Source organism: Sphingomonas sp. CCH21-G11 (genome assembly GCF_001555965.1).
Taxonomy (GTDB): Bacteria; Pseudomonadota; Alphaproteobacteria; order Sphingomonadales; family Sphingomonadaceae; genus Sphingomonas.
Genome location: NZ_LSHX01000029.1, coordinates 95,872 through 107,769, shown reverse-complemented (window position 1 = coordinate 107,769; position 11,898 = coordinate 95,872). Strand labels below are relative to the sequence as shown.

At 63.7% G+C, this 11,898-nt stretch carries 9 protein-coding genes; all 9 read left to right on the top strand.

Annotated features, from left to right (window positions below; translation table 11 throughout):
* Window positions 1-168 precede the first annotated feature (168 nt).
* The 9 genes from AX676_RS07150 (at window position 169) to AX676_RS07110 (ending at window position 11,826) form a co-directional block, all read left to right on the top strand.
* Window positions 169-3,441 carry a non-ribosomal peptide synthetase gene (locus AX676_RS07150; RefSeq protein WP_082731080.1) on the top strand — a complete coding sequence of 1,091 codons (3,273 nt, stop codon included), beginning with the start codon at window positions 169-171 and terminating at the stop codon, window positions 3,439-3,441.
* A 270-nt stretch (window positions 3,442-3,711) separates the two neighbouring features.
* Window positions 3,712-4,560: a 4'-phosphopantetheinyl transferase family protein gene (locus tag AX676_RS07145; RefSeq protein ID WP_066477844.1), complete on the top strand. Its 849-nt coding sequence runs from the start codon at window positions 3,712-3,714 to the stop codon at window positions 4,558-4,560.
* Complete coding sequence (gene fabD, locus AX676_RS07140) at window positions 4,548-5,420, top strand: ACP S-malonyltransferase (protein WP_066477843.1); 873 nt, start codon at window positions 4,548-4,550, stop codon at window positions 5,418-5,420. The genes AX676_RS07145 and fabD overlap by 13 nt, the downstream gene beginning before the upstream one ends.
* A 28-nt stretch (window positions 5,421-5,448) precedes the next feature.
* Window positions 5,449-5,727 (top strand): acyl carrier protein, encoded by a 279-nt coding sequence (locus AX676_RS07135; protein ID WP_066477841.1) that lies wholly within the window; start codon window positions 5,449-5,451, stop codon window positions 5,725-5,727.
* Window positions 5,724-6,743 carry a 7-cyano-7-deazaguanine synthase gene (locus AX676_RS07130; RefSeq protein WP_066477838.1) on the top strand — a complete coding sequence of 340 codons (1,020 nt, stop codon included), beginning with the start codon at window positions 5,724-5,726 and terminating at the stop codon, window positions 6,741-6,743. The genes AX676_RS07135 and AX676_RS07130 overlap by 4 nt, the downstream gene beginning before the upstream one ends.
* A 29-nt stretch (window positions 6,744-6,772) precedes the next feature.
* On the top strand, window positions 6,773-7,702 hold the full coding sequence (locus tag AX676_RS07125; RefSeq protein WP_066477834.1) for an ACP S-malonyltransferase: 930 nt from the start codon (window positions 6,773-6,775) through the stop codon (window positions 7,700-7,702).
* A complete protein-coding gene (gene asnB, locus AX676_RS07120) occupies window positions 7,690-9,678 on the top strand; it encodes an asparagine synthase (glutamine-hydrolyzing) (protein ID WP_082731079.1) in 1,989 nt (662 codons plus the stop codon). The genes AX676_RS07125 and asnB overlap by 13 nt, the downstream gene beginning before the upstream one ends.
* Window positions 9,679-9,914: 236 nt before the next feature.
* A complete protein-coding gene (locus tag AX676_RS07115; protein ID WP_156437664.1) occupies window positions 9,915-10,862 on the top strand; it encodes a CmcJ/NvfI family oxidoreductase in 948 nt (315 codons plus the stop codon).
* Window positions 10,863-10,968: 106 nt separating this feature from the next.
* On the top strand, window positions 10,969-11,826 hold the full coding sequence (locus AX676_RS07110; RefSeq protein ID WP_156437663.1) for a CmcJ/NvfI family oxidoreductase: 858 nt from the start codon (window positions 10,969-10,971) through the stop codon (window positions 11,824-11,826).
* Window positions 11,827-11,898: the final 72 nt, after the last annotated feature.

Sequence of the window (11,898 nt, the reverse complement as noted above, 5' to 3'; positions counted from 1 at the left end):
TCGAACGTTGCATGATAATGCGGCGTAACGCGTAAATGTGACATTCGTCGCTTTTCAACATTATCTGGCCGCGAGAATCATTGACACCACAGTATCGATCGACAACGGTGGGGCTCGTGCTGTTCGCTTGTTGGGTGCATTCATGATCACGCACGTGACTTGTCGTCGATGAATATCGCAGAAGATATCGCAGCTTACCAGCAGGGTCGGCTGAGCGCGGCTGGAATTCTGCGCAATATTCGATTATCCAAGCTTTTGGACGATAAGGCATTTGCTTTGTCGGAAGGTCAGCGGGGATTGCTCGCGCAGGCCAGGATCTCTCCGAATTCGTCGGTATATAACGTACCTTGGTGCTTTCGTATCGGCGAGCAGTTGGATATCGACGCGTTCGAGCGGTCTTGTGGGCGAGTATTCGAGCAGTATCCGGTGCTGCGTTCGAGATGCGTTGACGAGAATGGCGACACACATCTTCGGATCGGCGCGCGCCCCGCGAAACCGCTCGAGCGGCACGATGTTTCCGGCTTGGGCCGGAACGGTATAGCGGCCGAGCTTGAGGCGCTCACGCGGCGGCCCTTCGCGCTCGATCGTGAAGCGCCGTTGCGCATTCACCTGCTGACGGCCGGGGAGGCTGATCATTACCTGCTGTTCGTCGCGCACCACATTGTCGTCGATGGCCATTCGCTGCCGCTGATCATGGCCGCCTTGTGGGGGTCGTACGACCTTTTGGTCGGCGGCGGTTCGCTGCCGCCGCTGGTGCCGGACACCGGGTTTTCCGATTTCGTCGACTGGCAGCGCGAATGGCTGACAAGCGCCTCGGCGGATCGGGATCTTCGCCACTGGGAGTCCGTGCTGGCGCAGCCGTGGCCGCGACTGGATTTTCCAGGAGCGCGTGCGCCCGCGCTCTCCCCCCGCCCGCGAGCGGAAGCGCGATTGCGCACGATGGATGCCCGACTTTCGAGCGCCGTTCGCGCCCTGGTCCGAACTGAGCGCATCACTCCGTCGGTCGTCTTTCTCGCGGCCTATCGCGTGTTGCTGAGCGGAATGTCGGGCGAAACCGACATCGTCATCGGAACGGCGACGTCAACCCGCCCGATCAGTCAGGTCTCCGCGTCGGTCGGCTATTTCGTCAACATGCTTCTGTTGCGCGCGACGCCGTCATCCGCGCACACGGCGTCGGAGCTGTTGCAGGCGGAGCAGCACGTGCTCGCCACGGCAGTGGATCACGGCCTATACCCTTTTTCCAAGCTCCTGCGCGAGATCGGGCGCGGAGGTGGCCGCGCCGCAACGCACGGTTGCCAGGTTGCGTTCAGCTATGTCGGCCATGCTTTGATGGACTGGAATGCGGCGTCCTTCGCCGGCGTGTCGCGGCGCAACATCTCCGTTGTGCCCAATTTGTTTCAGCAGGCCGATTGCGACCTTCTGCTGGAGCTACGCGAAGACGGTTCCACCTTTGACGTCGTCGTCAAATATGACGGTGCGACGTTCGCCGACGCAGCGATCGATCGCATGATCGACGCGTATGTCCGCATCCTCCAAAAAATGGTCGACGATCCGCAAGTGCTCACGGCCGATCTGCTGCCGATAGCCGCCGAGTCTGCGGACGTTCCAGACGTGGCGGGTTCGAAATCGGCAGTGCCGGCGGAGCCACGCTGGGCGCATCGCCTTTTCGAAGCGCGGGCCAGTGCCGATCCGGCCGCCGTCGCGGTGCGCTGGGCGGGCCAAAGCTTGACCTATCACGAGCTAAACGCGCGCGCCAACCAGCTTGCCCGCCACCTGCGCGCGTGCGGGGTCATGGCGGGGTCGCGAGTGGCATTGTGCAGCCGCCCCAGCTTCGCGTTCATCGCCGGGGTTCTCGGCATTCTCAAGGCGGGAGCAACCTATGTGCCGCTCGACCCATGCCATCCGCGGCAACGGCTGGCGGAGTTGATGGCCGATAGCGACCCTGCGGCTGTGCTCGTCTCGCGGGAGGGTCGCGATGCCCTAGCCGGCGCGATCACCGCCGCGCGGCTGATCGACCTTGAAGAGGCCGATGCCGACTGGGCGGAGCAGTCCGCCGACAATCTGACCGGCGAACTGCCGGCGGACTTGCTCGCCTATATTATCTATACGTCCGGATCGACGGGTCAGCCCAAAGGCGCGATGATCGAGCATCGCAGTCTTGCCCGGCTGCTCGCTGCGGTTCGGGCGGCCTACGGCATTACGGAGGCCGACCGGGTGCTGCAGTTCACGTCGGTGTCGTTCGACGTGTCTGTGCTTGAGATATTCCTGGCGCTGACCTCGGGGGCGTCGCTCGTGATCCGCGACGATCGGTGGATCGAGTCCCCTGAAAGCTTGCGCCAGCTTTGCACCGAGCATGGCGTCACGATCGTCCACATCCCCACCAGCCTATGGCACCATTTCTTCGTGGCGGATGGCGCGCCCGCGCCAGAGGGTCTGCGCCTCCTCGTGGTCGGCGGCGAGGCGATGTTGGGTGATTGGCTGCAAGCCTGGCACGCCCAGAACACCGGAGGCCCCCGCCTGCTGAACCAGTATGGCCCGACCGAGGCTACGATCGTCGCGACCTTGGCCGATCTGACGGCGAGCGGCAGCGCGCCGGTCATCGGTCGCCCGCTTGAGCACGTCGCGACATACGTCGTCCGTGACGACGGCGAACTCGCCATTGACGGCGAGGCGGGGGAGTTGCTCATCGGAGGGGGCGGCGTAGGCTGCGGCTATCTCAACCGGCCGGACCTCACCGAGCAGCGCTTCATTCCAGATCGCTTCTCGGGCCGGCCCGGAGCCATGCTCTACCGCACGGGCGACATCGTCCTTCGGACTGCCGCTGGCGACCTGGACTATCGCGGCCGGATCGACCGCCAGATCAAGCTGCGCGGGTTCAGGATCGAGCTGGAGGAAATCGAGGCGCAGCTCGCGCGTCATCCGGCGGTCGCGAGCGTTGCCGTGATTGCTTCCGATGCGCCTCGAGACGCCGATCGCCAGCTGATTGCCTATCTGGTCCTCGCTGACACCGACGTTCCGTCTGCCGGCGAGCTCAGGGAATTCGCCAGGAGCGTGCTTCCCGATTACATGGTCCCGTCCGCCTATGTCACGCTGGATGCATTGCCGCTCGGACCGACCGGGAAGCGGGATCTGGGCGCGCTGCCGCTTGCGGCGGATCCGTCTGCCGCGCCTTATGTCGACCCCCGCACGCCGCTCGAGGAGGCGCTCGTCGCGATATATGCGGAGCTGCTTAAGGTTGACCGCATCGGCATCCACGACAGCTTTTTCGAGCTCGGTGGCGACTCGCTCAAGGCGGTGCAAGTGATCGCGCGCATTCGCCAGCTGCTAGACCTTGAAGTCCCGCTTCCCTTGCTGTTCGAGGTTCAGAGCGTCGCCGAACTCGCTGAAGAGATCGTCGCCATGCTCGATGAAAGCAGCAGCGACCTTCAACCGGCGTCTTAGCTGAGATGACGGGCCATCAGACCGAACTTGGCCGGCCGCTTGTCAGGCAGTCATGCGCGCCTCAGAAGCGCCGAAGGCGTCCGTGACGATGTCGAAAACGTCTGGGATCGCCCGTGATCGACATGCGGCCGTGATCGTTAGCCGCGGTACTAACCGTCGACCGGCACAGGCAGATCAGCTGCTGCGACGTCGACGCCGTCACTTGTCGGGGGAAGGCGACGGGCATTCCCCACACCGAAATCTTCGTGCGCGCGTGTCGCAGGTGCGTTCATGAAGACTGAGCAGCGGCACCGCCACGTCGATGCACCGGCAACCGACCAAATCGACGTTTTCGTCGCGTCCGTCGAGGCGTGCTGGGAGGAAGCCGGAGCGCAAGGCTACCCGATGTTGCTGGAGCCGGCCGAGATCAGTCGCGCGGCGCAATTCGTCTTCGAGCGCGACCGCCGACGCTTCATTGTCACCCGCGCGCTGGCGCGGACGGTTCTCGCGGAAGCGACCGGCCTCGCGCCAGCCGAGCTTCGCTTCACGCAAAACGCCTGGGGGCGCCCAGAGATCGCCAATGCCCAAGCCCGATCGCTGGATATTCGGTTCAACCTGTCCCATACTGCCGACCTGATCGTACTTGCCGTGACCTCGACGCGAGATGTCGGCGTTGACGTGGAGCGCGTGGGCGCCCGGGACGTCCCCCTTGACCTTGCCGACCGCTTCTTCGCACCGTCGGAAAGCGCCGCGCTGCGATCAATGCCAGCGAGCGCCCAAGGCCGGCGCTTCTTCGAATACTGGACCCTGAAAGAGGCCTATATCAAGGCTAGGGGCATGGGCCTGTCGCTCGGCCTCGACACCTTCGCTTTCGAGCTCGGCAACCCTCTGGAGATCGGACTGTCTGTCGACCCGGCTGTGGATGAAGACGCCGGCCGCTGGCGGTTCTGGCAGTTTGAAATCGCGTCGGATTATCTCATCGCACTGTGCTGCGAGGCACGGGGAGGCGATCCGCGCATCGCCTTCACGAGACGAACGCCGCTGCTCGCCCGCGCAGACTTGACACCAGCACCGGTGCGCAGGTCCGCGCCGCTGCATTCTTCCTTCGTATCGGCCGGGGCGCGCGTATGCTGGCATTGATTTTTCCGGGGCAAGGCTCGCAACGCAAAGGCATGGGCGCCGATCTCTTCGATACGGTCGAAGAGTATCGCGAGCTGGAGCAGGCGGTCGACGATCTGCTCGGCTACTCCTTGCGTCAAATGTGCCTGGAGGATCCGGGCGGGCGTATGCGTCAGACGCAGTTCACTCAGCCGGCCCTCTATGTTGTCAATGCTCTCCACTATTATGCCGCGCGAAAAGAGGGCGTGCGCCCCGACTTCTTTGCCGGGCACAGTCTTGGCGAATACAACGCGCTTCTTGCCGCCGGTGTGTTCGACTTCATGACGGGACTGCGCATCGTGCAAAAGCGCGGCGAACTGATGGGCGCTGTTCGCAACGGCGGGATGGCGGCAGTGATCGGAGTAGGCCCGCTCGAGGTAGGTCGCGTCCTTCGGAATGCCGGACTAGCGGCGCTGGACGTCGCCAATTACAATTCGCCCCAGCAAACCATTGTTTCCGGCCCGGCCAGTGACATCGCGGCCGCGCGCGTGGTTTTCGAGGAGGCCGGCGCCGATCCTTACGTCGACCTGCCGGTAAGCGCCGCCTTTCACTCACGCTACATGGACGATGCCGCCCGGCAATTCGGGACCTTCTTGGAAGAGGTGGCCTTCGCTCCGCCCCGGGTGCCTGTCGTCGCCAACATCTCCGCGCTTCCCTATCCGCAGACCGGCGCTGAGCAGGCGATCCGCGCCGCGTTGGTCAAGCAAATGACCTATCCGGTACTCTGGTCGCAGACGATCCGGTACCTGCTGGATCGCGGGGTCGAGCGTTTCGTTGAACTTGGGCCAGGGCAAGTCTTGAGCAATCTCGTCAAGCAGATCCGAGAACCAATCGGTTTGTAACCAAGTCATAATTTGGAAGGTTTGCGTCATGTCGTCGAGAGAGTATTCTATTGATGATCGGAACATTGAACAGGAAATCTGTTCGTTCCTCGTCGACACGCTTCTCGTCGACTTCGGAGATGGCGTGGACCGTGACAGCGATCTCTTCAGGTTGGGCCTGATCGACTCATTCGGTTACATCGAGACGATCCGGTTCATGGAGAGAAGGTTTGAGATCAGCATCGATGACGAGGAGATGCTAACCGGCATCGAGACGTCGCTGCGCGGCCTTTCCGAACTCGTGCAGTCCAAGCGAGTGCGGTCGTGATCGCCGAGGTCGAGCTTTGCCGCAGCTGCGTGCTGACCGCCGCCGTTCCCGGCGTCACGCTTCACGAGGGCCTCTGCAACTTCTGTCGGGAGGCGAGCGACCCCGGCGAGCTGAAGAGCAGGCGGACGGCGCTGGCAGTCGCCATGCGCGAAAAGATCGAGCAGCGACGCAACCGTGGCGAATATGATTGCGTCGTGGCGTTCAGCGGCGGCAAGGATTCAAGCTACACCTTGCTGATGCTCGCGCGCGACATGGGCTTGAACTGCCTTGCCGTCACCGTCGACAATGGTTTCGTGTCCGAGCAGGCAATGGCGAATTGCAGAACGGTGGCGTCCAGTCTGGGCGTCGACCTGCTGATTCATACGCCGTCCTTCGCGTTCATGAAAAACATGTACGTGAAGAGCGTTCAGGACCCGGGATTGCACGTTAAATCTGCGGCGCGCCGCGCCAGCGCCATCTGCAACTCCTGCATCAGCCTGATCAACACCTACATGCTGAAAACGGCAGCCCGGAACGGCATTCCGATCGTCGCCGGCGGCTATGTCGGCGGTCAGGTTCCGCAGGATGCGGCGGCGCTGGTCGTCAATCTGGATCGCCGCCGGGAGCTGCAGGCGCCCGCGCTGGAACGGAAGATCGCCGCGTTCGGCCAGGACGCGTTGCGCCACTTTGATGCCGGCGCACACCCTGGAGGAAGCGCGTCCGAGCTTCTGCTGATCAATCCGATGCTCACCGTCATGGTTTCGGAAAACGACATTATCGCCGCGATCGGCGAGCTCGGCTGGAGGCGCACCGCCGATACGGGCCTGAACTCGAGCAATTGCAAGCTGAACGACGTCGGCGTTCTGATGCACTACCGCCAGCACCGGTTCCACCCCTATGCGTTCGAGATTTCCGACCAGATTCGCGCCGGGCTAATGTCCCGCGAGGAGGGGTTGCGAAAGGTCCGCGACATTCCGGACGTCGTCGCCATGTCCGCGGAGTTGCAGAAGCTCGAGCTGGACGTGAGCGCGCCCTGATGGCACCGGGCCGGCATGACGCGTCTGGCTTGGCGCTGCTGTTCCCCGGCCAGGGCGCGCAGCACCCTTCGATGCTCGACGCGGTCCGCGCGGTGCCCGAGTTCGACGCGCGCTACGCGCTCGTTCGTGAAACGGTAGGGTCGCTCGTGATCGACCGGTTCGAACGGGGCGACGATGTCGCGCTGAGGTCGAACAAGGCAAGTTCGTTGCTTACCATCCTCGCGAGCAGCCTTGCATGGCTTGCTTGGGACAGGACCAGCGACGTGCGGCCTTCCTGTGTCGCGGGATACAGCGTCGGCCAATGGACCGCGCTGCACGCCGCCGGCGCGCTCGATTTCGAAACGCTGGTGCGAGTGGTGAGCACGCGCGCGGACTTCATGGATGAGTGCATGCGGGGTGAACCGGGCGGCATGTATGCCGTGCTCGGTTTGCCGCTCGAGGTGGTAAATGACCAGCTGGCTCGCTTGCGTGAAGACGGTCACTTGGTGTGGGTCAGCAACGTCAACTGTCCCGGCAACTGCTCGATCGCCGGAACGCTTACCGCGCTTGCTGCCGCCGTCGAATGCCTTGCGGCGCTGACCCCGAAGAAGCTGGCGCCGGTCCCCGTCAGCGGCGCGTGGCACAGCCCACTGCTGTCGACCGCGGCCGACCGGTTCCACGATGCGCTGCTCGGGATCGAGCTTGCACCCACGGCAATACCGATTGTCGACAATGTCACGGGGGGCTGGCTGGCGGACGACCCGTCCGAGCGCCGCGCGCAACTGGCTCGCCATCTCACCAGTCCGGTGCTCTGGCAGTCGGGCATGCAGACGTGCCTGGCGTCGTGCCGCCGCTTCATCGAGCTAGGTCATGGCGGCAGCCTCACAAAGCTTGGCTTCTTCCTCGACAGGCGGGCGGAGTTCGAAACTTACCGGCCAGATGCGCAGCTGCCCGTGAGACCCGTCGCATGTGCGGGATAGCCGGTCTTTTCAGGTCGGGTGCCGGCGCGCTTCGCGCGCGAGATACCGTGGGGCGAATGCTGACGCGGATCGAGCACCGTGGTCCGGACGAGTTCGGGCTGTATTTCGACGACGAGATCGCGATGGGCACGGCGCGCCTCAGCATCGTCGATATTGCCGGGGGCGCGCAGCCCATGGGCGACGCGAGCGGTCGTCATTGGATTGCCTTCAACGGCGAGATCTATAACCACGACGAGCTGCGCAGTCAGCTCGCCAGCCGCGGGCACGTGTTTCGCACGCGCTCTGATACGGAGGTTCTGCTCCATGCATGGTTGGCTTGGGGAGAAGAGGCATTTCCCCGTCTGAACGGGCCGTTCGCGGTCGCCCTTTATGATCGTATCGCTGGCACACTCGTTCTGGCCCGCGATCCGTTTGGCGAGCGCCCGCTTTATTATGCTGTCAATGGGCAGGAATGGGCGTTCGCGTCAGAGATAAAATGCTTTCTCGAGCACGACGCGATCAACATGCGGTTCGACGCGAAGCGGCTGGCGTCGATCTTCCGCATTTGGGCGCCGCTTGACGACCAGAGCTGCTTCGACGGCATCGATCAGGTGCCAGCCGGCGCGGTGCTGACCCTGACTGCGGGCGGCTCTCGCATCGCGCACTACGGGTCGCCCCAGCTTGCGGCACCGCCGTTGCCCCTCACGCAGGGCGAAGCGATCGAACTGACCCGGTCCAAGCTCGAGCAGAGCGTGCGCCTGCGTCTGCGCAGCGACGTCAGAACCGGTACCTATCTCAGCGGCGGCCTCGACTCGGCGATCATCACCAGCTTGGCCGCAGAGATTGCGCCGACACCCATCAAGACCTTTTCCGTGACGTTCGACGATGCCCGGTTCGACGAATCCAGCGACCAGGCGCTGCTGTCCCGCCATCTCGCGACCGATCACCACAGCGTTCGCGTCGACGACCAGGCCATCGTCGCCGCCTTTCCCGACGCGATCTGGCACGCGGAGGTCCCGGTCTTTCGGAGCGCGTTCGTTCCCATGCTCCTTCTTTCGCGTGCTGCGCGGAGCGAGGGCGTCAAGGTCGTACTCACCGGCGAGGGTGCGGACGAGCTCTTCCTCGGCTACGACCTTTTCAAGGAAGTCCTGCTACGGTCGGCGTGGCGCGATCTCGACGTTTCACAACGGCAAGACCGATTGGCGTCGCTATATCCCTATCTCGATCAGTTCAGCCAGAACAACCAGGCTGCGCTCTACGCCTATTTCGACCGGATGAGCTCCAGCGAGCCGGACGCGCTGTTCTCGCATGATCTTCGCTACCGGGGCACCAAATTAGCTACGCGCCTGCTGGCGGGCGCGGACGATGGGCTCGGCCAACTGCGGCAGCGGATCGAGGGAGCGCAATTTGGCGCTACGGCATCGGCGGCCATACACAAAGCGCAGTGGATCGAAATCAGGACGCTCATGAGCGGCTATCTGCTTTCCACGCAGGGCGATCGCATGGCGATGGCGAATGGTGTCGAAAATCGCTGTCCTTTCCTCGACCCGGAGATCGTCAACTGGGGAAATGCGACAAACCTGCGCTTCGATGATGGCCGCAACGAGAAGTATCTGCTGAAAAGGGCGTTCGCGGATCGTTTGCCTCCCCGAACCGTCGCACGGCCGAAGCAGCCCTATCTCGCGCCAGATGCCGCCGCGTTCGTCAACGGCCGGCCGGACTATCTCGAACTGATCATGTCGGCCGCGGAATTGAAGAAGATCGAGGTGCTGGACGTCGGCTTTTGCCAGCGTTTGGTGGCTAAGGTCATGTCCGCGCAGGCTGAGATCGGGCAGGCTGAAAGCCAAGCCTTCATGTTCTTGCTGTCGACGGCAATGGTCTATCGCCAGTTCGCGTCCGGTGCCGAGCGCGCGCGCGTGCCGCTGCGTTCGTGCAGAACGGTCGATGGTCGCGAGTCCCGTGTGTGCGCCGTTGAGAGCTTTCCTGCCGATGCGTAGACGCTCGCCTCCTGCTGCGCTCAGCGGCCCAAAAACCGGGTCGACCGGCCCGGGCGGAGCCTCGACCTCGACCGAAGCGCGCTCCATCGAACACCGGAGCTGGTCGTGACGCGGTTCGACAGTGATAGCACGGCTCTGTGCACGCGCTGTACTCGTGACGAGCGCGGATTTCTGTGGTTTATCTGTAAACAAATTGCCTCAATTAGTTACCAAATCAAAGGTCGAAAGATTTCGCCGTGACAAGCGCCGCCAATATAACTTTCGCCACTGTGTCCAATTCTGACGCGCTTCCGGGAACGACCGCTCGGCTAAACGGGCTTTTCCCGGCGACGTTCGATGGTGCCAATCCTGTCGAGATCGATCCGCGGGTCGGACCGCATTCCAGTATGATCGAGGATGATCCCGCTGAAGTCTCGGTCATCAACGCCCGGCCGCTGCAAGCGCGGAGCGTGTCCGAGGCCGCGTTTTTCGAGGCGTACGGGTTTGCACTCCTGCCACACAAGACCACGGTGAGCGACTGGGCTGCGGCGGCGGACGCGCGCAGCCCGGAGGCGACCGAGCGCTACTTCCCCGAAATCGAGGCGTTGGTGCGGGAGCGGCTGCTACCCGGGGTATCCGTCGAGCTTCAGCAATGGTGGGGGCCCGTGCAGCGCGGGCGCGGCACCGCGGCGCCCGACTATATCAATGCGGTCCACAGCGACTACGGCCTCACCCCGCAGGAGTTCGAGGACAATTTGCTTGCTTACGGCGGCAGGGACATGGCCGAGCGGTGGCGCCGCCGCTTCGAGCGCGATGATGTCGAGGCGTTCATGATGATCGACTTCTGGCGTCCCACGACTATGAGCGAGCCGCTGCGCCACATGCCACTCGCGCTCTGCGACCCGCGCAGCGTCGAACCCGCCGATCTCGTATCGACGCTGATCTGGGGTATTTCCCCTTCCGACCTGCCGGCGTTTCAAGTGCTGTTGCGCTACAACGCCGCCCAAAAGTGGCATTATTACCCGCGGATGGAGGTCGACGAGGTTCTCGCGTTCAAGCAGTTCGAGTACCGCAAAGGCGACCCGGCTCCTCCACCCTGGCGGAGCGTTTTCCACTCCGCATTCGAAGACCCCGACACGCCGGCCGATGCGCAGCCGCGTCAAAGCAGTGAGCATCGCGTTGGCGTGCTCGTGCTCAGGAATTGAAGCGCGTGTACGCCAAGCGGACCAGGGATCGATGCCGGCGAGGACGCGGTCTGCGCTCGCTTGGCAAACGTGCCCATCCGGGGCGTATCGCGAAAGGAGGATTGACGTGGTAACCGCGGCTGTGAGGTATCTCTCGCCGGCGTGCGCCGAGAACCGGCACTATTTCGGCCCGGGTTTCGACTATATGACGGGCGTGTACGAAGCCGAGGAGGTCGTCATGCACGACGGCCGCGGAGCCGGGCTCGCGCTAGACTCGGCCGGTGTCGAGCTGATGGACTGTCCGACGGCGGTGGCCGACCTAGGCGGCTTCGCCGCCGCGGTGGACAGCAACAACCTGTGGAACGGCGAGGAACTGGCCAACGCGCCCTATTTTCGCGAGGTCTGCGAGCTGGTGCGCGAGCGGACGTCCGCCGACATGGTGCTCGGCCTGAATTGCATTATGCGGTCCAGCCGCAACGACCCCGGCGCAGCGCAGCGCGTTGCCCGTCAGGCGCACGTTGACTTCAGCTATGCGGAGGCCGGGCGCCTCGCGCTGGCGGTCCTCGCCATGCACGGGATGACCGGGCACGCTTTCTCGCGGTTTCTCATAACCAGCTTCTGGCGCACGCTGACGTCGCCGCCGCATAGTGTGCCGCTTGCGATCTGCGATGCATCGACCGTCGCTGAGGACGATGCCGTCAGCGACTACATGATCTTCTGCGAACGTCCACCGGATCGCTTCGGAAATGCTGAAGAACTGCCGGCAGCGGGCGTGTGCGAGGCGACGCTGTTTCACGCCAATCGGGCGCATCGCTGGTACTGGTTTCCCGATCTTCTGCCCAGTGAGGCGCTGCTGTTCAAGCTGTGCGATTCCGATCGGCAATCCGCGTGGCGTGCGCCGCACACCGCGGTCCAGAACCCCCTCGTCGACGCCTCCGTTATCCGCGAAAGCATCGAATGCCGGACCATCGCATATTTCGCCTGATCGCGCGTTGCCCAGCGGGCGCCGAGGAGACGCCCGCGTTGGCGCGAGCGGCTTGCACGGCTGGGTCATCCG